At 69.8% G+C, this 23,065-nt stretch carries 13 protein-coding genes and 1 pseudogene; 8 read left to right on the top strand and 6 right to left on the bottom strand.

Annotation, left to right across the window (positions count from 1 at the left end; all coding sequences use genetic code 11):
- Positions 1-121: 121 nt before the first annotated feature.
- The 3 genes from F8271_RS18230 to F8271_RS18220 form a co-directional block, all read right to left on the bottom strand.
- Entirely contained in the window at positions 122-1,717 is a 1,596-nt protein-coding gene (locus F8271_RS18230) for an NAD(P)/FAD-dependent oxidoreductase (RefSeq protein ID WP_151490968.1), read from the bottom strand.
- Between the two features lie 89 nt (positions 1,718-1,806).
- The gene (locus tag F8271_RS18225) at positions 1,807-3,645 is read right to left on the bottom strand and encodes a HAMP domain-containing sensor histidine kinase (RefSeq protein WP_151490967.1); all 1,839 of its coding nucleotides are present in this window, start codon (positions 3,643-3,645) and stop codon (positions 1,807-1,809) included.
- A complete protein-coding gene (locus tag F8271_RS18220; protein ID WP_192580344.1) occupies positions 3,635-4,336 on the bottom strand; it encodes a response regulator transcription factor in 702 nt (233 codons plus the stop codon). Before F8271_RS18220 ends, F8271_RS18225 begins: the two co-directional genes overlap by 11 nt.
- Positions 4,337-4,449: 113 nt before the next feature.
- Here F8271_RS18220 and F8271_RS18215 point away from each other — a divergent pair, with 113 nt between their 5' ends.
- The 4 genes from F8271_RS18215 to F8271_RS18200 are packed head-to-tail and all read left to right on the top strand — an operon-like array spanning position 4,450 to position 8,117.
- Entirely contained in the window at positions 4,450-5,064 is a 615-nt protein-coding gene (locus tag F8271_RS18215; protein ID WP_151490966.1) for a hypothetical protein, read from the top strand.
- A complete protein-coding gene (locus F8271_RS18210) occupies positions 5,054-6,160 on the top strand; it encodes a peptidoglycan-binding domain-containing protein (protein WP_225854606.1) in 1,107 nt (368 codons plus the stop codon). Before F8271_RS18215 ends, F8271_RS18210 begins: the two co-directional genes overlap by 11 nt.
- A 50-nt stretch (positions 6,161-6,210) precedes the next feature.
- Positions 6,211-6,903, top strand: a complete 693-nt coding sequence (locus tag F8271_RS18205) for an ABC transporter ATP-binding protein (RefSeq protein WP_151490969.1) — start codon at positions 6,211-6,213, stop codon at positions 6,901-6,903.
- Entirely contained in the window at positions 6,900-8,117 is a 1,218-nt protein-coding gene (locus tag F8271_RS18200; protein ID WP_151490965.1) for an ABC transporter permease, read from the top strand. The genes F8271_RS18205 and F8271_RS18200 overlap by 4 nt, the downstream gene beginning before the upstream one ends.
- On the opposite strand, the gene F8271_RS18195 is transcribed toward F8271_RS18200, so the two are convergent.
- Complete coding sequence (locus F8271_RS18195; RefSeq protein ID WP_151490964.1) at positions 8,118-8,951, bottom strand: YhjD/YihY/BrkB family envelope integrity protein; 834 nt, start codon at positions 8,949-8,951, stop codon at positions 8,118-8,120.
- Positions 8,952-9,002: 51 nt separating this feature from the next.
- Between F8271_RS18195 and F8271_RS18190 the strand changes: the two genes are divergently transcribed.
- Both F8271_RS18190 and F8271_RS18185 read left to right on the top strand, forming a co-directional pair.
- Positions 9,003-9,587: a GNAT family N-acetyltransferase gene (locus tag F8271_RS18190; RefSeq protein WP_151490963.1), complete on the top strand. Its 585-nt coding sequence runs from the start codon at positions 9,003-9,005 to the stop codon at positions 9,585-9,587.
- Positions 9,588-9,725: 138 nt separating this feature from the next.
- Positions 9,726-9,824 (top strand): annotated as a pseudogene (locus tag F8271_RS18185) (XRE family transcriptional regulator); the annotation flags it as partial.
- Positions 9,825-9,980: 156 nt separating this feature from the next.
- On the opposite strand, the gene F8271_RS18180 reads toward F8271_RS18185, so the two are convergent.
- Entirely contained in the window at positions 9,981-13,094 is a 3,114-nt protein-coding gene (locus F8271_RS18180; RefSeq protein ID WP_151490962.1) for a DNRLRE domain-containing protein, read from the bottom strand.
- Between the two features lie 445 nt (positions 13,095-13,539).
- On the opposite strand from F8271_RS18180, the gene F8271_RS18175 reads away from it, so the two are divergent.
- Positions 13,540-21,261 (top strand): RHS repeat-associated core domain-containing protein, encoded by a 7,722-nt coding sequence (locus tag F8271_RS18175; RefSeq protein WP_151490961.1) that lies wholly within the window; start codon positions 13,540-13,542, stop codon positions 21,259-21,261.
- Between the two features lie 2 nt (positions 21,262-21,263).
- Positions 21,264-21,629, top strand: a complete 366-nt coding sequence (locus F8271_RS18170) for a hypothetical protein (RefSeq protein ID WP_151490960.1) — start codon at positions 21,264-21,266, stop codon at positions 21,627-21,629.
- 66 nt (positions 21,630-21,695) lie between these two features.
- Here the strand turns inward: F8271_RS18170 and F8271_RS18165 are convergent, their stop codons facing one another.
- Positions 21,696-22,919, bottom strand: coding sequence for an IS66 family transposase (locus tag F8271_RS18165; RefSeq protein ID WP_225854607.1), 1,224 nt, complete (start codon positions 22,917-22,919; stop codon positions 21,696-21,698).
- Positions 22,920-23,065: the final 146 nt, after the last annotated feature.

Raw genomic sequence — 23,065 nt, 5'->3', positions numbered from 1 at the left:
GGAGAGCGAGTACCGGTACGGACGCGGCCGGGAGAAGGCGCGTACCTCCTGCTGGTCGGCTACTACCTGATCGGCGGTCCGGGGGATCTCCGACCGTCGGCCGGCGCGACCGGGAACAGGGTCAGCGGCCCAGGTCGGTGAGGATGCGGCGGGCCGCGTTGTGGCCGGCGGCGCCGATCACGCTGCCGGCCGGGTGGCAGCCGGCGCTGCCCGCGTACACGCCGTCGATGCCGGTGGCGTACGGCATCCGGTCGGTGAACGAGACGGTGTTGTCGACGTGGTGGATGTGCCCGCCGGTGATGCCGAAGTGCGCCTCGATGCCCGGCGGGGGCAGCGGCACCGCGTCGGCGATCAGGTCGCCGGTGCCGGTGGCGTACCGCTCGACGATCTCGATGAGCCGGTCGACGTACCCGGGCAGCTCGGCGTCCCAGGTGGTGCCGGCCAGCTCGTAGGGGACCGACTGGACGAACAGCGCCGACGAGTGGTGCCCGGCGGGGTCGGAGAGCGACGGGTCGACGGTGGTGTGCAGGTACCACTCGATGGTGGGCTCCGCCGGCAGCCGCCCGGCCTGCACGTCGGCCCACATGCCGCGCAGCGCGGTCATCGGTGAGGTGGTGTCCCCACCGACCAGCGACGCGGAGCCGGGCAGCAGGTGGATGGTCGAGCCGAACGGGCTCGGTGTGCCCTCGGGCAGGCAGGAGAAGTGCGGCAGCCCGGTGAGCGCCAGGTTGAGCTTCAGGGTGGTGCCGGGGCGGCGGACCGCCGCCATCCGTTCGCCGAGCGGCGCCGGCAGCGCGCCGTCGGGCAACAGGTCCATCAGCCGGTACGGGTCACACGCGCCGAGCACCACCCGGGCGGCGACCTGCCGACCGTCGGCCAGCACGACGCCACTGGCCGCGCCGCCGTCGAGCGTCACCGCGCTCACCGGCGTACCCGTCAGGATGGTCGCACCGGCGGCGCGGGCGGCCTCGGCGAACGTGCGCGAGACCGTGCCCATGCCGCCCTCGGCGATCATCCAGGTGCCGCCGGAGCCGGGCAGCCGGCACATGTTGTGCACGAGGAAGTTGTGGCCGGTGCCGGGGTCGTCCGGGCCGGCGTTGAGCCCGGACAGCCCGTCGGTGACGGCGTACATGCTGACCAGCAGCTCGGAGCGGAACTCGAACCGGGCCAGGTAGTCGGCCACCGAGCCCTGGACGAGGTCGACGAAGACCTGCCGCAACGCCGGACGGACGTACCGCTCGGCGGTCTCCTGGACGGTCAGCGGCTCGGCCAGCCAGGCCGGGGCGAGATCCTCGCGCAGCGCGGCCAGCTCGGCCTGCATGGCGTCGTCGGCGGCCACGTCGGCGGGGGAGAAGAACTCGGCGAGCTGTGCCCGGGTCGCGGTGGTGTCGCTGCCGAAGAGCAGGTACGGCGAGCCGAGGCCGCCCGGCGTGGGCAGGAAGTAGTGCGGGTCGCGGCGCAGCACCGGGATCCGTACGTCGAGGGTGGCGAGCAGCTCCGGCGGCATCAGCCCGAGCAGGTACGAGCCGGTGGAGTGGCGCAGCCCCGGCACCTTCGGGAACGGGTTCTCGGTGCGGGTCGCGCCGCCGAGCACGTCGGCGGCCTCCAGGACGAGGACGTCCAGGCCGGCACGCGCCAGCAGGACCGCGGAGACCAGGCCGTTGTGCCCGGCACCGACGATCACGACGTCGGCGCGGGCCGGAATCTCACCACTCATGCCGCCGCAGCCTAGTCCACCCACCCACCCTCGTGGTGATCAAGAGGTTTGCGTCATCACACGCCGTCCGGTTGACGCAAACCTCTTGATCAAGAGTGCGGAGCGGGGAGGTGGAGGGTGAAGGTGGAGCCTCGGGTGGGTTTGCTGGTTGCCGTCACCGTGCCCTGGTGGGCCTCGGCGAGCTTGCGGACGATCGCCAGGCCCAGGCCGCTGCCACCGGTCTGCCGACTGCGGGACTTCTCCGCCCGCCAGAAGCGGTCGAACACCCGGGGCAGGTCCGTGGCGCTGATGCCGCTGCCCGTGTCGGCGACGGCGATGGTCACCTCGCCGTCCGCCGTCCGGGCGTCGATCGTCACGCTGCCGCCCGCGGGGGTGTGGCGTACCGCGTTGGCGACCAGGTTGCCGACGGCCTGGCGCAGCCGTACCGGGTCGGCGTACACCTGCGGGTCGGCGTCGACCCGCAGGGCGAGCGTGACACCGGCACGGTCGGCCTGGACGCGGTGCGCCTCCGCCACCTGGGGGAGCAGGTCGGCGAGGTAGACCTGTTCGGGGTGCAGCCGCAGGGCACCGGCGTCCGCCTGGGCGAGGTCCTGCAGGTCGGCGATCACGTGTTGGAGCAGCGTCGCCTCCTCCAGCAGCGAGGACACCAACCTCTGGTCCAGGACGGCGACGCCGTCCTCGGCGGCCTCCAACCAGCCCCGGATGTTGGTGACCGGGGTACGCATCTCGTGGGCGATGTCGCTGACCATCGCCCGGCGTAGCTGTTCCAGGCGTTCGCGCCGCTCGGACATGTCGTTGAACGCCTCGGCCAGCCGGGCGATCTCGTCCCGGCCGGTGACCCGGACGCGGGCGGATCCGTCGCCGTCGCGCATCCGTTGCGCCGCCCCGGTCAGCGCGTGCAGCGGCCGGGTCAGCCGGATGCCGGCGAGCACGGTGACCCCGACGCTGACCAGCAGGACGAGGCCGGCGACCGCCGCGATGCGGATCTGGTTGGCCCGGGACAGGTCGAAGGTCGTGGTGGGGTGACCAGCAGGATCGCTGACGAACAGGGTCGCCGCCGGGGCGACGTAGGCAAGGAGCTGTTCCCGCCGGCTGGTGCCCACGCAGGCGTTGGCCGCGCGGCTGTGATCCTGGGCGGCCGCGGTGAGGTCCGGCTCGGTGTACCGTTCGGGGCGGGGCCTCGTCGTCCAGGTCCAGTCCAGGGCGACGTTCACGGGCGTCAGTTTGCGCCGGGCCAGGCAGGTGTTCACCAGCGCGTTCAGCTGTGCCAGCGCCTTGCGTTCGGTGGCTGTCGGGGCTGCCAGCTCCTCGCGTGCCAGGTCGCAGCGCGCTGAGTCGCTGTCGTTGAGGTCGGTGCCGGGGGTGTTGAGCCGGGGCCGGCCGGTGGGCCCCAGCTCGACGACAACCGCGATCCTGATCCGTACCCGCAGGCACAGGGCGGCCTGGTCCGCCCTGTCGCGCAGCGTCCGGCGCTCGTCGGGTGGGAGCAGGTACGGGCCGGAGGCGCGGGGGTCGATACGCGCGGCGTCGACGGCCGTGCCGGATCCCAGGACCAGGGCGGTGTCGACGGCGAGCGCGTCGACGGTCGCGGACGGCTTCGACGGCAGCGGACCCGCCTCGGGTGCCGAGTCGGCCACCGGCGTGCCGGATTCGGTGGTCAGGGTGATGCGCCGGCCGACCTGCGCGGCGAGCGGTCGCAGGGTCGCGTCGACGCCGTCCCAGGTGGGGTGGGTCGCCGCGTAGCCGACCAGCGTGTCGTAGATGCGGGCGTCGTCGGCGAGCGCCTGCCCCTGTTCCTGCCGGATCGCCCCGGTCGTGGTCCGTACCGCCAGCCAGGCGGTCGCCGCGATCGAGCCGACGGCGATGAGGACGGCCAGCACCAGCAGCCGGAGCAGCAGGCTGCGGTGCAGCGGCACCTCACGCCGCATGGGAGCTCTCCTCGGTGAGCTTGTAGCCGACGCCGTACACCGTCACCAGTCGGGTCGGCTTGCGCGGGTTCGCCTCGATCTTGCGGCGCAGGTTCATGACGTGGACGTCGACGGTCCGGCCGGTGATGTACCGGTCGAACCCGTGCAGGTAGCCGAGAAGCTGGTCGCGGGTGAAGGCCCGTCCGGGTTGGGCGGCCATCGCCTGCAGCAGCTGGAACTCGCCCGGTGTGCAGTCGACGGGTCGTCCGTCGGCGCGTACCTCGTGGCGGACCGGGTCGACGTGCAGGGCGCCGACGCGCAGCACCGGATCGGCCAGCCGCGCCGTCCGCTGTCCCCGCCGCAGCAGTGTCCGCACCCGGGCCACCAGTTCGCGAGGGCTGTACGGCTTCGTCATGTAGTCGTCGGCGCCCAGGTCCAGGCCGAGCAGCAGGTCGTCCTCGGTCGACCGGGCGGTCAGCATGAGCACCGGCAGGTCGGACTCGCGGCGCAGGATGCGGCAGACGTCCAGGCCGTCGACCTTCGGCATCATCACGTCGAGGATCAGCAGATCCGGTGAACGTTGGCGGATCTGCTCCAGGGCGGCCCGCCCGTCGCCGACGACGACCACGGTGTGCCCCTCGCGTTCCAGGTAGCGGCGGGCCAACTCGGCCTGCTTCTCGTCGTCCTCGGCCACCAGCACCCGCGCACCCACGGCAGCGACTGTACGTTGCCGAGCCGCCCGCTGGCGGTGCCGCTGAGCTGGGGCTACCGGATGAGCACCAATCTCTGACAGGTCTCTGACAAGTGCTCGTGATGCTGCTCGGCATGACGAAGGCACCACAACGACTCGGGCTCGTCGTGCTCACCCTGCTCGCCGCCGTCCTCAGCGGCTGTGGCGGTGCGACATCCGACGCCGACGCCGACGCCGACGCCGGCAGCACGGCCGATGTCGCCTCCCTCGCCACGGCATCCGTCGCGCCGAGCGCGTCCGCCTCCGGTGCGGCCGCGACCGGCCGCCCCCAGTTGCGTCTGGACATGACCGACGACGAGACGAACCGGCTCTGGAACACCTACAACATCTGCCTGCGGGACAACGGGGTGAAGGAGAACAAGGTCCGCATGGAGGCAGCGGCCGCCGAGGGGCGCAACGTGATCTCCCTGGACCAGAGCGGCGAGCCGAAGGCGGCGTACGTGGCGTGCGCCAACAAGCTGCCGCTCCAGCCACCGGAGCTGGACGAGGAGAGGAACCCGAACTACGTGAGCCAGTGGAACGACTACGTGCAGTGTCTGCGCGGCCGCGGCATGAAGATCCACGCGTTACCGGACGGCTCCGGCTGGACGTACGACGACGGAGTTGCCGACCCGACGGGCGGCCTTGACGCTCCGGCGATGGAAAAGGCCGAGAAGGAGTGCACGATGGAGGCGTTCGGTGGCAAGTAGGCCGAGCCGACGGACGGCGATCGTGGTGGCGCTCGTGACCGTGGTGGTCGCCGTCGGCGCGGGTGTCGGCGTGCTGGCCCTGCGGCGTGATGGCGCCGACGACACGGCGAGCGCCCCGCCGCCGGTGACGACGACGAAGGTGACCCGCACCGACCTGTCGGACAGCCGGTCCCTGGACGGGACGCTCGGCTTCGGCCCGGAGCGGGTGGTCAAGGGGATGGGCGAGGGGATCGTCACCCGGCTGCCGAAGGTGGGCGACACGGTGGCCCGGGGCAAGCCGCTGTACTGGGTCAACGACCGTCCGGTGCCGGTGCTGTTCGGCGACACCCCGCTCTTTCGTACCCTCGACAAGCCCGGCCTGGTGGGCAGCGACGTGCGGATCGTGTGGGACAACCTGAAGGCGCTCGGGTACGCCACCGGTACGCAGCCGACTCGGGCCAAGGACGGCACGAAGATCGACCCGGGTCGGGCTCTGCTCACCGACGCGCTCGTGGCCGCTATCAAGAAGTGGCAGCAGGCGCTCGACCTGGAACCCACCGGCCGGATCGAGGTCGGGCGGGCCGTGGTGCTGTCCGGGCCGGTCCGGGTCAGCGCGGTGAAGGCCCTGCCCGGTGACCCGGTCGCCGGTGAGCTGGTTGCCGTCACCGAGAAGACCAAGCTGGTGACCGTCGCGGTGGAGGCGACCGAGGTCGCCACCATCCGGGTGGGCGCCGCCGTGGCGGTCACCCTGCCGGACAGCTCCGAGATCCCCGGCCGGGTAGCCTCGATCTCGCACACCGTCCAGGGTGGCGGCCCGGACGCGGGAGCCGGCCAGGACGGTCCACCCAAGGTGGACGTCCTCGTCACACCGGTCAAGGCGGCGGACGTGGCGAAGCTGGACGCGGCGTCGGTCCAGGTCACGTTCACCACGAGCACCCGCAAGAACGTGCTGACCGTGCCGGTCGGCGCGCTGGTGGCGCTCCGCGAGGGTGGTCACGCCCTCCAACTGCCCGACGGCGGGTTGCTGGCCGTGGAGACCGGGATGTTCTCCCGCGGTCTCGTCGAGGTCAGCGGTGCCGGCGTCACCGAGGGCCTCCAGGTGGTGACGGCCGCGTGAGCACCGCGATCCCCACCCGCGCCGGGGACGCGCCGACCGAGGTCATCCCGGTGTACGCGGAACCGGTCCTCAGCCTCGACCGGGTGAGCCGGACGTACCCGGGCGGTGTCACCGCGCTGGACGACGTCTCGCTGACCGTCCGCGCCGGTGAACTGCTCGCCATCGTCGGACCGTCCGGTTCCGGCAAGTCGACCCTGCTCAACATCATGGGCACCCTCGACCTGCCCACCAGCGGGCACGTACGCGTCGCCGGGCAGGAGGTCACCGCCCTGTCCGACCGCCGGCTCTCCGCGCTGCGCGGCCGGTGGCTCGGCTTCGTGTTCCAGCAGTTCCACCTCGTCGGAGGGCTCGACGCCGCCGAGAACGTCGCCACCGGGCTGCTCTACGCCGGCGTACCCCGTCGTCGCCGGCGCCGTACGGCGATCGACGCGTTGGCGCGGGTCGGGCTGGCGCACCGGGTCGACCACCTGCCGCACCAACTCTCCGGTGGGGAGCGGCAGCGGGTGGCGATAGCGCGGGCGCTGGTCAACGACCCGGCGCTGGTGCTGGCCGACGAGCCGACCGGCGCCCTGGACACCGCCAACGGGGAGGCGGTGCTGGCTCTGCTGCTGGCGTTGCACGCGGAGGGCACCACCATCGCCGTCATCACCCACGATCGGGACCTCGCCGCCCGTACGCCCCGACAGGTGGACATCCGCGACGGGCGGATCGTCGCCGACACCGTTGACAGGAGCCGCGGATGAGCACGCCGACGTCGACAGCGAACCCTCGGCCACCCCGGCTCGCCCCGACCGACGTACTCCGGCTCGGTCTGCTCGGGCTCACCACCCGGCGGATGCGGGCGGTCCTCTCCGCCCTGGGCATCTCCATCGGCATCGCCACGATGATCGTGGTGGTGGGCATCCCGGCGTCCAGTCAGCGTGACCTGATGAATCAGCTCTCCGCCCTCGGCACGAATCTGCTGCGCGCCGAGCCGGTGCCGGATCGGGATCCGCCAGTGCTGCTGCCCGAGGAATCCGTTGCGATGGTGGACCGGATCGGGCCGGTCGAGACGGTGAGCGCCGTCGCGAACACGCACGTCGCGGTCCGCCGCAACGACCTGGTGGACAGGTACGACACGGCGGGGCTCGCCACGCTGGCCACGCGGCCGGACCTGCTGGACACGGTCAACGGCCGGGTTCGCACCGGCCGTTTCCTCGACGACGGCACGGCGAAGCTGCCGACCGCCGTCCTCGGTTACGTGGCCGCGAGCCGTCTCGGGTTCAGCACCGTGGACCCGGCCCAGCCGCCCCAGGTGCGCATCGCCGAGCGCTGGTTCACCGTGATCGGCGTACTGGAGCCGTTGCCCATCGCACCGGACCTCGACCGGTCGGTGCTGGTCGGTTGGGACGCCGCCCGGGACCTGCTCGGCTTCGACGGTCACCCCACGGTGGTGTACGTGCGGGCCCGCGAGGACGCGTTGGAGAACGTCCGCGCGGTGCTGCCGGCCACGCTCAACCCGCAGCTGCCCGGCCTGGTCCAGGTCAGTCGCCCCTCCGACGCGCTCGCCGCGAAACGGGCCACCGAGAGCACGTTCTCCGCGCTGTTTCTCGGGTTGGCGGCGGTGGCGCTGCTGGTGGGTGGGATCGGGGTGGCCAACACGATGGTCATCTCGGTGCTGGAGCGCCGTCGGGAGATCGGCCTGCGTCGGGCGCTCGGCGCGAACCGTGGCCAGATCCGGGTGCAGTTCCTCACCGAGTCGGTGCTGCTGTCCGTGCTCGGTGGTGCGGCCGGTGCGCTGCTCGGGCTGCTCGCGACGACCGGCTACGCCAGTTATCAGGGCTGGCCCCCGACCATCCCGGTGACCTCGGTGGTCGGCGGGATCGGCGGCGCCCTGCTGGTGGGCATGGCCGCCGGGGTGTACCCGTCGATCCGCGCGGCCCGCCTGACCCCCACCGAAGCCCTCGCCACCCCCTGATCATCCCGGGGAGCGGTGTGCGCGCCAGCGGGAGAGGGCCAGGGTCGCGGAGTAGCCCGCGAGGACGATCACGTGGAACAGGTACAGCCACAGGAGGACGGCCACACCGGCGCCGATGTCGTCGAAGCCGCCGAAGGGCACCCCCAAATCCAGGGGGAACGAGGCGAAGAGCACGAATCCGTGCAGGAAGCCGGAGAGGTTCGCGGCCGTGAACGACCCGATCCCGAGGGTGGAGAGCCAGTCCGGCGATGCCGGCCCGACCACCCGGAACACCCACACCAGCACCGGAGTGAGCACCAGCCAGACCGCCAGGAACGACAGCACCACCCCGAGCACGCCGACCCAGCCGCCCTGCCGCACGAGGCGGGTGGTGAGCGGCAGCGCCAGCAGGATCGACAGTAGTAACGCGGGAGCCGGCGCGAGCAGCGGCAGCAGCAGCAGCCGCCCTCGCCAGCCCACCAGGTGCTCGTCGGTGCGGGGTGCCGCCACCGAGACGAACGCCCGGCGCAGGCCCTCGCCGTACAGCGACGCGGGCAGGACCGAGGCCAGGGCCAGCAGCGGGGTCAGCTCCACCCCGGCGTCGACCAGTGCCTCCACCGCCCGGGGCGCGCCGATCGCGGTGGGCAGCGCCTCCACGGCGTACGAGGTGAGCCGGCGTACCCGCTCGGCCCCGGCGATCAGCGAGGTGAGCCAGATGGCCAGCAGGGCGACCGGCACCACCGCGATCGCCCCGTAGAAGGTGATCGCGGCGGCGTGCAGCGACAGGTCTCGTCCGCGCACCGGGCGGAACGCGGCGCTGGTGATCCGCTTCGCCCGCTGCCATCCGCTGCCCATCGTGGTCCCTTTCCCCGTCGCCGTGTCCGTCACTCCTTAAGATCGCCGGTCATGACTGGTCTCACCACCGAACGCCTGATCCTGCGTGATTGGACCGCCGACCCGGCCGATCTGACCCGGATCTACGACATCTACTCCCGCCCGGAGGTCACCCGCTGGTTGGGAGTTCCCGGCCTGCCGATGACCGACTCGAGCCAGGCCGCCGAGCGGCTGCGCGTGTGGCAGGAGCGGCACGCCGCCGACCACGGCCGGTACGGCACCTGGGCGATCGAGGTACGCGACACCGGCCGGGTGGTAGGCACGGCGCTGCTCAAGCCGCTGCCGGGTCGCGATGAGAAACGGCGTACCGAGGACATCGAGGTGGGTTGGCACCTGCACCCGGACTCGTGGGGTCACGGGTACGCCACCGAGGCGGCGCGGACGCTCGTCGCACGGGAGTTCGCCGCCGGCACCCCGGAGATCTACGCGGTCGTCTCGCCCGGCAACGACGCGTCGATGGCGGTGTGCCGGCGACTCGGCATGGCCCACGTGGGCCGGCGCAGCGACTGGTACGGCGGCGAGGAGCTGGAGACGTTCGTCCTGGCGGCGCGGTCCGGAGCCCCGGACTCCGTAGAGCCGTATACCTCAAAGTCATAAATATGACTCTGAGGTATAGCGCTCGCGTAAGTGGCCGCCCCGAGTTGTCGTTCGGTCATTCACGATGGTCGTTTCACCACTGGCCTGGCGCAATCTTTCGGAGCAGAATGCGGACCAAGGGACGAGGTGTCTTACGCGACGACAGTCAGGGACGGACCGTGCGGCGCGGTCTACCTTGACAAGACCCACGAGATTGCGATCTACGAAGACGCCTGGCGCTCCCTCGGCGAGCGGGCGCTGAGCTCGGCCGTACGCAGCGATTGGCAGGAGCACCGGCTTATCGATCAGGACCAGTGCGGCTGACGTTCGAGGCTGAGACAGCCGTAGCGCAACAACGGGCCCGAGTGAAGAGCTGCTCAAGCCCGTTGTTGCGCGTTGGCGCGACGCGGTGGCTCAGCCGAAGGACTTGACCCCACGCCAGTCGTCGCCCAGGACGACCTTCACCGGACCACCCGTGTTCGTGGTGGACGGGTGGTAGATCCGCATCATGCCGTCCGTGCCGGAGCGGGTCCAGAAATCAGGAACCCGGTCCCCATTCACGTCCGGGATGCTGATCATCGCGCTGATGTTGGCCTCCGACCATCCCGTGCCGTACGAGACGTCGCCGCTGCGGGAGGCGGCGGCCGACTTGAGCGAATCCAGGTTCACGCTGCCCGAGGTCGAGCCGGGCTTGCCGTGCCGGACGTACATGTTGCCGTTGTCCAGGTTCCGCCAGAGCATGTCCGGCGTGCCGTCGAGGTCGATGTCGGCCACGTTGACGACCTCCCGTCGGGCCCAGGCGGTGCCCTCCATCAGGGTCGCCTCCTGGAAGCTCGCGCCCGTGTAGCCGCTCAGCGTCCAGAAGGCGGTCCCCGCTCGCAGAATCAGGTCCGGGAGCTTGTCGCCGGTGATGTCGCCGACCGCCTTGATCTGGGTCCAGGTGTCCGGAGCGGGTATGGGGGTTCCGCCGACTCCGGTGGCCGGTAGGAGGACCCGCAGCCGGCGGTCGACGTCGAAGGTGCCGTACCCGTCACCGGGGTAGAGCCAGAAGCCGCCGTCCGGGGTGCGGGCGAACATGTCGGTCGTGCCGTCGCCCGGGTAGGTGTCGGAGTGCTTGGTGACCAGGGCAGCCTTGCCGGTGCCCGGGTCGAACCAGTGACCGGTCGGGTTCAGCTTGTCTCCGGCGTACGAGCCGACGAGCCACGCGTACAGTTCGCCACCCGTGTCGCCGGCATAGTTGCGCAGGTTGCCCGAGGAGTCCACCAGGAGCAGGTCGGGTATCCCGTCGCCGCCGGTGTCACCAGGGCCGTCAGCGGTCGAGCGGGGCGGCAGGTAGAAGGTGTAGTCGGTGCGGGCGCTGCGGTTGCCGACCGCGTCGTACGCGTAAACGTGCAGGGTGGTGGGACCGGCGTGCCGGGGTGCCAGGTTGGGCACGGTGGCGGTGCCGGCGGTGGCCGGCACGCTCACCGTGCCGATGCTCTCGAACGAGTAGGTGAAGCTCGTGGCGCCGGAGGCGGCGAACGTGATGGGGCCGGTCTCGCCGAACGTGACCGTCGCCCACGTCGCGCCGTCGGGGGTGGCCTCCTTGAAGACGTCGCTGGTGACGTCCGGTGCTGGGGGTGCCGACGCGTCGATGGTGAGGCGGCAGGGCTCGCTGCCGGGTGGGAAGAACGACGACGAGGCGCCCGCCGCGTCTTCGGCGCTCACCTCCCACGAGTAGACCGCCTTGTCCTCCAGGTTGCCGGCGGGGATCGTCAGCGTCGCCTTGCCGGCGCTCGTGGTGGTGACGACGGTGCCCGCCGGAACGGCCGTGCCGTTCTTCCAGAAGCGGAAGCGCAGGCTCTTGAGGTTGCCGTCGGCGTCGGAGGAGGACGCGGACAGGACGATGTTGGTCTTCGCCACCATCACGCCTCCGCCGGTGCCGGGCACACAGGCGCCACCGGGTGAGGTGGTGCCGCCCGTCGGCTCGTTGGGCGGCCGGTTGTAGGTGACGCTCAGCTCCGCGGAGGTGACCTTGAACTTGCGCCAGGTGAAGGTGTCGGACTCGCTGCTGGCGCGCATGCCGAAAGTCAGGTTCGACCAGCCACCGTTGGCGGCGTCCTGGGCGCCCTTCTTTACGTCGAAGCTCACGTAGTCGTCGGTGCAGTTGCTGCCGTAGCCGTAGGCGAAGGAACGCCTCGACTGTTCCTCCTTCCAGGCCGGCTGCTTGTTCCAGGTCGAGCCGCTGGAGATGGAACCGGTGAGCCAGAGCTGCATCTCCCTGGCGCTGCAGCTCCACGAGTGGTTGTTCAGCACCTTGAAGCTCGCCGAGGTGACCGTCGCACCCTTCATCCCGGCGTCGTAGCCCATCCGCCAGAAGGAGCGGGTTCGCAGCGGCGAGTCCTCCTCGTAGCCCACTCGGGCGTCAGTGGTTCCGGAGTTGTAGTTGGTGCCGTTGTAGGTGTTGCCGTTGGGATATTGCGAGTAGACGGTGGCCCACGCCAGCTTGCCGCTGATCAGGGTCGGGTCCAGGAAGATGGGGAAGAGCACGTCCGCGCCGGTGAGCAGCCCGGTGGCGGCGGCGTCGAGGTGCAGTCGTACGTTGCCGGTGCCGTCACCGTCGAGTCGGGTGGGGATCTGGGCCTGGCGGGCGCCGGGCTCGCTGCCGACGAGGCCGGACAGCGCCAGCACGTCGGAGGGCGTGGCGACGGCGGTGCGGGGTCCGGCCTCCGGAGCCTCGGGATCCCGTCCGGCGGAGTCCCACGCGAAGGGGCTGGGGATCGAGCTGACCTCCTCGCCGCTGACCTTGTCCAGGGCGAGGACGCCGCCGGTCGTCGCGTCCCGACGGAAGACCACTGTGTCGGAGCGCAGGCCGTAGGTGAGGGAGCGGACGGCCTGGATCGTGGCGGCCTCACGATTCTTGACGATCAGCAGCTGGCCGAAGCCGCCGTCGTCGCGTGCGACCATGAGCAGGTCCACGCCGGGGTGGACCTCGGGGTAGAGGGCGCGCGGGCCGTCCAGCACCGGCTTCGGCAGGCGACCGGGCCAGGTGTACGCGATGGTGTGACCCTCGACGTCCATTTCGGTCAGGATGCTCGCGGTGCCCTCGGACTGACCGGGGGCGCTGCCGCCGGAGAACCGCACGGGCGTGGCGGCGTTGACCGGACGGATGTCCAGCCCGCCGGTGGCGCTTCCGGCGCGGGTCAGCGTGTTGTCGACCGCCGCCCACTGTCCGGCGGTGTTCTTCGCCCGCTGCGGTACGGCGTGGATCGTCGTGCGCAGCTGCCCGCTCGGCATCGCCCAGGTGAGTGAGGTGGCGGTGGTGGCCGTGTCCACCAGCACGTCTTTGCCGATCTTCAGGGCGTCGGCCATGGCCGACGCCTCGTTGCGGGGTGCGGCCGGCACCGGCGCGAGGGCGGCGCGGCGCGGCTGGTCGCTCCGCGACAGCGGCAGCAGAGTCGCGACCAGTGCGGCCAGCAGGACGCCCAGGGTGAGAGTCAGCCTGGTGCGCGTACGCACGAACGGGCTGAGCAGGCGAGGCACGGTCACGGCGCTTCTACTCCCGTGGGGGGCCGGCGACAAGGGAAGGCACAGCAAGCGGCCCCGTCGGCGGGCCGAGGGGCAAATGCGAGCACACGATCGCATGACGTGAGCCGTTCTCGTCCATCCCGGCAACGTTATAAATCTGTTATATATCGCGCCGGCGTCGCCGAACGTGCGGGCGGAATTCGATCTTGTGTACGTTTTGGTAGCGCGGAACCGCCATGTATAGACAAATCTGTCCACTGTGTCCGGTTGTTGCCATGCGCAGCTAACTGATCACCAATCGTCGAGTGACCCAGATCACCTGATGCCACTTCGGTGACGGACATCTGGCCTTGAGTAGGGACCGCGACTACCGCAGAGTGCTCACGCACGTGCCGACAGTGGCACGTGCTTTTCGCGGTTGTCCGCGCCTTCTCGTTCGTTTTGCGCCTGGGTGGAGTCGACACGTATGCGTGGTATCGGGTTGCTGTCCCGGCGGTGGCATGGCCGACGGACCTCGACGGAGGCGGTCCGCCCTCGTTGGCGGCGTCGTGCACACACCACCTTGGTGCTGTTCCTGTCCACGACACTCGTCGCGACCTCCGTGCCCGCCGCAGCGTGGGCGGTGCCCGGACCCGGCATGAGCCGCGAGGACACCCAGGTCCAGTTGCCGGACGTCCCGGAGAGCAAGCAGGTCGCTCAGAACGGGGAAGCCGACACTGACTTGCTGACCGCCGATCAGGTGCCGGTGGTCCCGTACGTGCCGGGGTCCGTCGAGCCGTGGCAGCAGGACAGCGGCGCCGTGGACCTGACCGGCGTCGTCGCTGGCGAGACCAAGAAGGTCGACGATCTGCCGGTCTCCCTCGGCGTACCGGACGGTGGCGACCCGGCCGCCCTCGCCGGGACCTGGACCGTCGACCTCGCTGCCCCCGAGGCGTCCCAGGCGGCCAGCGTGTCTGGCCTGATCATGAAGATCACGCCGCCGGCCACCGCCGACCCGGCCGCCGAGGTCGCGCTCCACGTCACCTACACGGACTTCGCCGATCTCTACGGTCCGCTGGCCGCCGACCGCTTCGGCGTCATGCTGCTGCCCAACTGCGTCTTCGACGCCCCCGACGCCGGCGACTGCGCCACCGACGGCGGCAGTGGGACGATGTCCGGTGCGGCGAGTGCCCAGGTGGTGCCCAGCGAGGTGAAGCTGTTGCCGGCCACCAAGGCATCGGCCCGCGGCACGGCCACCGCCAACGAGCCGACGCAGCGGGTCGTCACCGGCAAGGTGCCCGTGGGCTCGTTGCTCGGCGCACAGAACGCGACCGGTGGGCCCGGCGCCCGCACGGCCGCGGCGGAAGGCTCGAGTGTCGTCGGCGTGCTGGACACCGGAGCGTCGGCGGCCGGCGACTTCACCGCCACTCCGCTGCTCTCCTCGGGCTCCTGGGCGGCGGGTTCGTCGTCCGGCGCCTTCACCTACTCGTACCAGGTGCAGACCCCCGAGACGGCCGCCGGCCTGATGCCGAAGGTCGCCCTGTCGTACTCCTCGCAGTCGGTGGACGGCCGCACCTCGGCCACCAACAACCAGGCGTCCTGGATCGGTGACGGCTGGGACTACAGCGCGGGGGCGATCACCCGCAGCTACGCCAGCTGCCGGGAGGACTCGAAGAAGCCGGGTGCGAACAACTCCACGCACCGCACCGCCGACCTGTGCTGGGGCTCGAAGAACGCCACCCTGTCGCTTGCCGGCATGACCACCGAACTGGTCTGGGACGAGGGCAAGAAGGCATGGTTCACCGCCAACGGCGACGGCTCCAAGGTCCAGCTGGTGCAGGACACCAGCCTGGCGAACGGCGACGCCGACGGCGAATACTGGATCGTCACCACCCGGGACGGCACCCGCTACCACTTCGGCCGCAACCGCCTGCCCGGCTGGTCCGACCGGGGCAGCGCCGCCGACGACCCGGTCACCAACTCGGTGCTCACCGTGCCCGTCTACAGCAACCACTCGGACGAGCCCTGCTACAAGGCGGGCAACTGGGCCGGCTCCGTCTGCACCGAGGCGTGGCGGTGGTCCCTCGACTACGTCGAGGACATCCACGGCAACGCCATGAGCCTGTGGTGGGAACGCGAGACGAACCACTACGCCCGCAACTTCAACTTCAAGGACCCGGTCAGCTACGACCGTGGCGGCTACCTCGCCCGGATCGACTACGGGCAGCGCGCCAACACCATCTTCTCCGAGGAGCCCCTGGCGCGGATCTCCTTCAGCGTCGCGGAGCGCTGCTTCGCCGAGGGATCCCTCACCTGCACCGACGGCAACTTCGCCAGCACCAACCCCGACAAGTACCGAATCTGGTACGACACCCCGGCCGACCTGCGATGCGTCGGCGGCCAGAAGTGTTGGAACGCCTCGCCGTCCTTCTTCACCCGCAAGCGCCTCGACACGATCACCACGTCGGCGCAGCGGACGTCGGCGAAGTCGCTTCAGCTCGTGGACGAGTACCAGCTCAAGCAGTCGTTCCCGATCCTCAAGACCGGCCCGAACACCGCCCTGTGGCTGGAGTCGATCACCCGTACCGGCCACGGCAGGAACGACGACAAGATCGCGCTCAACGCGGTGCGTTTCGAGTCCAACACCGAGGACATGCCGAACCGCGTCAAGCGGGACAGCCGGCCCGGCTTCTCCCGGCTGCGGATCGCCCGGGTCATCAACGAGTACGGCGGCGAGACCGTCATCAACTACAAGGCGCCGGTGGACGACTGCAAGGAGGGCACCGGGCTACCCGGCAAGAGCGACACCGCCGCGCTGAAGGCCAACGACCGACTGTGCTACCCCGCCTTCTGGCATCCGGACCCGGCCGCCGAGGAGATCGACTGGTTCCAGAAGTACGTCGTCGACAGCGTCGAGGAACTTCCCAACCTGGATGGCGCGTACACCACCATCACCAGGTACGCGTACGGCAAGCCGGCCTGGCGGCTCGCCGAGCAGGAGTTCACCAAGAAGTCCACCCGCACGTACTCCCAGTTCGCCGGCGTCGACCAGGTCACCGTCCTCACTGGTGCCGACGATCCCGACATCGGCAGCAAGCGGACCAAGTCCGTCACCCGCTACTTCCGGGGCATGGGCGACAACGTCTCCGTGAAGGACGCCGCCGAGGTCGAGATCGCCAAGGACCGGGAGGCGTTCGCCGGCCGGGTCGCCGAGGAACTGACGTACGCGAACGCCGACGACGCCGACGGCAACTGGCTCACCCGCAGCGTGACGTACCCCGAGGCGCAGGAACTCGCGTCGCGCTCACGCGACGACGGCCTGAGCCCGCTGAAGGCGTGGCGGGTCACCGAGCCCCGGCAGACCTCGTACACCAGGTCCTCCGGCACCGGCGACGACGCCCGCACTCTGCGCAAGGTCGAGACGACGACGAAGTTCGATGACGCCCTCGGCCTGCCGGAACGCATTGAGTCCCTCGGTGACACCGGCAAGGACGGCGACGAGTCCTGCACCCGGATCGACTACCTGCACCGCGACGACAAGAACCTCATCGGGTTGACCAAGCAGATCCTCACCAGCCCGACGACCTGCGCCGCCGCCAACTTCGACGACCTCAAGACGCTGAGCTCCGCGGGCCGGGTCGCCTACGACGGGCAGGCGTACGACGTCGCCCTTGGCGCCTCGACCCGTGGCCTGGCGAGCCAGACCTGGTCGTTGAAGGGCGACGGCTCCGGCTTCCAGTCCGACGGCACCACCGGCTTCGACGCCATCGGTCGCGTCGTCAGCAGCACCGACCCGGACGGCAAGACCTCCAGGATCACCTACACCCCGGCCACCGGTCAGGCCACCAGCGTCACCGAGGAGAACTCGCTGGGGCACAAGCAGGTCCGGGAGCTGGACCCGGGCCGCGCGGTCACCGTCAAGACCACCGACCTCAACGACCGGGTCAGCGAGGCGAAGTACGACGCGCTGGGCCGCCTCGTCGAGGCTTGGGGCCCGGGGCGTACCCCGTCGTCCACGGCCGTCCCGGACTTCCGGGCCCAGTACACGGTTTCCGCCGGGAAACCGCCGTACGTCACCACCTTCAGCCGGGGGCACGAGAACCGGATCCAGACGTCCGTCACTATCTACGACGGCCTGGGCCGCGAACGGCAGAGCCAGGAGGAGGCCACCGGCAGCGGCCGGCTGATCACCGACACGGAGTACAACAGCTCCGGCGAGGTATGGCGGACCAACAACGCCTACCTGGCCAACGGATCGCCCAGCGGCCAGCTGTTCATGCCGTTCGTGGACCCGGCCAACCCGGCACCCGTACCCAACGCCACCCTCTACACCTACGACGGCCTCGGCCGCGTCACCCAGGAACTGCCCGTACTGGCCGGCAGCGAGCAGTCGGGGCGTGCCACCAGCTACGCGTACGGCGCCGACCACTCCACGGTGATCAACCCGGCGGGTGCGACCTCCTACCGGCTGTTCACCGACGCCCTGGGCCGCACGACCCGGGTCGACACCTTCACCAACACCGCCCGCACCGAGTTCACCACGATGCGGTACGAGCACGACGCGCGCGGCCAGATGGTGAAGGCCACCCACTCCGCCGACCCGACCCGCCCGTGGACCTGGACCTACGACCAGCGCGGCCGGCTGGAGACCGCCACCGACCCGGACTCCGGCACCACCCGGATGACGTACGACCACCGGGACCGGCAGCTGACCTCCACCAACGCCCGCAACGTCACCGTCTGGAACGGCTACGACCAATTGTCCCGCCCGACGCAGCAGCGCCTCGGCGGCAGCACCGGGACACTCCTGGGCGAGTTCACCTACGACACCGTCGCCGGTGGCAAGGGCCTGCCGGCCAGCGCCACCCGGTACACCGACGGCCTGTCGTACACCCAGACGGTCGGCGGCTACAGCGACGACTACCAGCCCACGTCGACGACCCTCACGCTGCCGCAGGCCATCGCCGACACGTGGGGCCTGCGGACCTCCTACACCTACGAATACAGCTACACCGACACCGGTCTGCCCGAGTCGACCACGCTGCCCGCCGTCGGCAGCCTGCCGTCGGAGAAGCTCCTCGTCCGCTACACCAAGGGCGGCCTGCCCCTGTCGGTGTCCGGTAAGGACTGGTATGGCGCGGAGACCGTCTACTCGCCGTACGGGCAGGTGCTGCGGTCCACCCTCGGCGCCCAGCCGTACCGGGTGTGGACGATGGCCTCGTACGACGACGCCAGCGGTGCCCTGAACAGCCAGCAGGTCTACCGCGAGCAGACCGGTGACAAGAGCGTCGTCGGCGGAAACCTCGTCTCGAACCGCTCCTACGCCTACGACGACGCGGGCAACGTCCTCGCGATCCGTGAGCAGGCGACCGGCATCGAGGAGCGGCAGTGCTTCCAGTACGCGCTCGGCCGGGTGAAGACGGCCTGGACCGCGAAGAACCAGGCGCAGTGCTCGCCGGGCCCGGTCAACGCGGACGGCTCCGTCAACGTGGCGGCCGGCCCGGACAAGTCCGGCTACTGGCAGGAGTACGAGTACGACCTGCTCGGTAACCGCACCAAGCTGGTGGAGAAGGACCTGACCGGCGCGACCGCCAAGGACGCCACCAGCACGTACACCTACGGCAAGGCCGACGGCAGTCAGCCGCGCACCCTCACCAAGGTGACCAAGAACTACGTCACCCCGGCCGGTGCTGCGGTCACCGCCGCCGCCGAGCGGCTGTACGAGCTGACCGGCGAGACGAAGTCCGTCACCTCGATCGAGAACGGCGACCAGCAGACCCTGTCCTGGACCTACGACGGCCAGATCGACCGGATCGTCGGTGCGGGCAGCAAGGGCAAGAGCCCGTACGTCGGTCTGGCCGGCAAGTGCCTTGACCTCACCAACGGACTCGCCACCCCCAACCAGCCCCTCATGCTCTACCCGTGCAACGAGTCGCCCGCACAGAAGTGGGCGTTCGCTGCCACGCCGAACCAGAGCAACGCCAACCTGGGCACGCTCGCCGCGTACGACACCTGGTGTCTCCAGCCGGCTGCCAACACCGCGGGCTCGGTCCTCGCGGTGCAGGCATGCACCGGCTCGGCGGGCCAGCAACTGGAACGCCTGTCGACGGGCCAGCTCAAGCACACCGCGTCCGGGCTCTGCGTCGCAGTCAAGGACGCGGCGACCACCGATGGCACGCCGATCGTGTTGGCCGCATGCGCCAATGTGCCCGCGCAACAGTGGGAGGCGCAGGACGAGACCCGGCACATCTACGGGCCGGGTGGCAGCCGTCTCCTGACGATCCAGCAGCGCCAGGCCACCCTGAACCTGGGCGAGGCGCAGCTAACCGTGCAGCAGGGCGGGGTGCAGGTCTCCGTACAACGTTCGTACGCGGCGCCGGGTGGCACCGTGGTCCGTTACGCGAACCGTGCGGTCAACGGGTCCAACCTGCTGGCCCTCGCCGGCGACCATCAGGGCAGCACGTACGCCGAGATCGGCATGTACGACACGGCGATGCCGGTGCGGATCCGCAAGCAGGACCCGTTCGGCAACCAGCGTGGCACCACCCCGCTCAGCGTCAACATGCAGAACAACAAGGGATTCCTCGGCGCGGTCCGCGACGACGCCTCCGGCTACACCCCGCTCGGCGCGCGTCTGTACGACCCGAGCGTGGGTCGGTTCCTCTCCGCCGACCCGGTCCTGGATCTGACCGACCCGGCACAGTCCAACGGGTACGCGTACGCCCACAACAACCCGGTGACCCACTCGGACCCGTCCGGTCTGTCGGTGGCGCTGACCGCGTCGGAGACGGCGGCGGCGCTGGCGGGCGCGGGCCTGTCGGCGGCGATGGTCTCCCAGGCGCAGGCGAACATGGGCCGTTCGCTGATGTCGGTGATCCTCGATTCGGCGTGGTACATGCTGAAGGACTTCATCGGGATCAACGACGCCATCAACTGCTTCGGCGGTGACATGTGGGCGTGCGGCAGCCTGATCATCGGAGCGATTCCCTGGGGCAAGATCGGCAAGATCCCGGCCGTGATCCGGGCGATCGACCGGACGATCGCGGCGATCCAGGCGTGGAAGACCGCAAAACGGGCGGCTGAGGCTGTCCTGGCGGCTGTTCGAGCGGCGGAGACGGCGGCGCTGAACGCCAAGAAGTTGGCGATCGAACGGGCGAAGAAAGCAGCCCAGGCAGCCAAGAAGAAGGCCGCCGACAAGATCAACACGACCAGTAACAAGGCGACGAACGCCACGAAGAAGACCGGAAACCCGGTCCAGAAACAGGCCCAGGCGAAGGGCAACCCGAAGGGATCCTCGGCCGCATCGAGTGGCGCCGGCAAGGGCGGTGCCGGCAAGGGCGACTCGAAGCCCGGCGGTGCGTCGGGTGCCTCCGGCCGCAGTAATGGCGGGGCCAGCGGAGGAGGCGGCGCCGGGAAGTCTGACGGCGGCGAGTCGTGCCTCACCAACAGCTTCGTCCCGGGAACCAAAGTCCTGATGGCCGATGGATCCGCTAAGCCGATCGAGGACGTGAAGCCGGGCGACAAGGTCCAGGTCACTGATCCGGAGACGGGTCGGGTCGAGGTGGAGACGGTCACCGCCGCGATCAAGGGTGACGGTGTCAAGCACCTGGTGAAGGTCACCATCGACACCGACGGTGAGCAGGGATCAGGCACGGCCGAGGTCACGGCGACCGACGGTCACCCGTTCTGGGTGCCGGAGCTGAACGAGTGGGTCGACGCCACCGACCTGCGATCCGGTCAGATGCTGCGGACCAGTGCCGGCACCCTCGTGCAGATCACGGCGGTCGAACGCTGGACCACCCCGTGGGCCACCGTCCACAACCTCACCGTCGCCAACACCCACACGTACTATGTGCTCGCCGGCAACACACCGGTACTCGTACACAACTGCGGTGGCGACACTCCTGCGCCGTACATGGCGGGCAAGCCACTCGGGCCGGAGCGGCCGGACGCTAATCCGCTTCAGGGCACACGGTACACGGAGAAGGTTCAGGAGCAGATCAAGAGTGGCGATGATCATGCGTTCCCTGCGTCAATTGACACCTTGCCAACGATGCGGGATACGTCGATGGTCAAGGGGGGTGACGGGATTTCACGTCTGCATGTAAAGCTTCCCGGCTCCGTGAATGGTTCGAGGGGTACGTTCCATTGGATTGTTGAGTCTGATGGTTCGATTAACCATCGATTCTTTGATCGGAGGATGAAGTAACCATGGTCAGCGAAGTTCAGTCCAACATGCTCAGTTTGCTGCCTCCTGACCTGGCTGAACTTGCCTTTGATCTCAGTGCGGTCGCTGGATCGAAAGAGTACTGCTTTCCCCTCTCCGCAGCTCCAGCAGTGCTCAAAATACTTCTGGTGAACGGTGTGGCTCTGCTTGGCGGAGACCTTTGGGAGTTTAAAAATGGCGAGTACTACCCGTCAGGTGAGAACTGGTACACGGAGTCTGTGGAAGGGGAGCTGGCAGAGATTCGTGAGGCGCGAGTTGGAGCGACCGCAAGACAATTCTTTGCCCGCTATGCGAATGCGGGCGACAGGCGAGTCACGTTCGTCGTGAAGTCCAACCCGGCGGCCTCCTGATGCTTAAAGTCGGAGTAACTGGATAGGTGTCTCTGTTTGGGCAGGTGGGAACGCTTGAGGAGACGATCAGGTGGTGGTGGGGATCCAGGGGTTGCCGGTGGCGGCTTGGATCAGGGCGTCGAGGGTGTTGATGCCTTGTCTGGTCGCGGTGGCGGTGTAGCTGCGGATCGCGGCGAAGTGCTGCGCGCCGGTGAGGGTGCGCATGCTCCCGGATACTTTGATCCGCAGTTTCGGCATCCGGATGGTCTGCTCCGCCGCATTGTTGTCGAACGGCACGGCAGGGTTGGTGACGGACCGCAGGTAGTCGGCTCGCCGCTCGCGTAGCCGCAGGAACAGGTTGTGGTGTTTGCGTTCTAGCGGGGTGGTCCGGGCGGTGGTCGCTTCAGCGCCGAGGATCACGGCGGAACGCAGCAGGTGTAGCGGTTCGGCGATCACCCTCTGGTCGGGTTCGCGGTCCTCGGCGCGAGCGGCGCACACGAGCCGCCACAAGCTGGTCAGGGCGGTGATGGCCTGCTGGGAGAGGTCGGCGACCTGCCCGGTGGCGGTGTCAGTGACATACACCAACTCCCGCAGCACGTGGGCGTTGCACAGGGCGTGGGTGGCGGCGGTGTAGGTGTCGTACGGCGCCCACGCGTCGTGCACCGCGACGCCGGTGAACCGGGGCAGCACGTCGGCGTCGTTCATCGCCTCGGTGCCCCGTCGAGGGTGCACGCTGAGCAGCACATCCGTGGCGGTGGAGGCGGAGTGCAGCCATGCCAACTTCCCGGCGGTACGCAAGCCGGTCTCGTCGAAGTGGGCCACCGGCGCGGCTGCGACCCGGTCGCCGATAACCGGCAACACCTTGTCGATGATCCCGAGGGCGGTGCGTTTGACCCAGCACGCCACCGTGGTGGCGGCGACCGGAACGCCGAACAGGTCGGACAGCGCCTCAGCGGTGCGACTGACCGACAGGAACTGCCCGTGCAGCAGGTACACCCCGATCGCGGCCAGCCGCGGCCCGTAGGCCACCGGTGCGGTCGCCTGCGCCGGCGCTGTGCCGGTGGTGCGCTGTCCGCAGGGGCAGGCCACCGTGACGATCTGATGCTCGGTCACCACGATCTTCGGGTCCGGGATGTCGAACACCTGCCGGCGGGCCACCCGCACCGGTAAGGCGCCGGTCAGACCGGCACCACACCCCCCACAGGCGGCCGGAACATGCCGGACGATCACATCAGGGTCGGCGACCTGTTCCAGCGTCGTCCCCGGCTGCCCGGCCGGACGGCCCGGACCCCGACCCGATCTTCCCCGCAGCGACTTCGGCGCCGGCTTGGGGCCTGTAGGGAGATCTGTGTAACGGAATATGTCGAATTTCCGTTAAGGCCGGTGGAGTCCGGCTAGCACAGATAGGACCGAGTGGATGAGTTATCCGATGGTGGGCCCGGGCGTGCGGGCTGAGC

Origin of the sequence: Micromonospora sp. ALFpr18c (assembly GCF_008868155.1) — a bacterium.
In the GTDB taxonomy this organism is placed as follows: domain Bacteria; phylum Actinomycetota; class Actinomycetes; order Mycobacteriales; family Micromonosporaceae; genus Micromonospora.
Note: the sequence above shows the minus strand (reverse complement) of the source record. Positions and strands in the feature narration are given on the sequence as shown.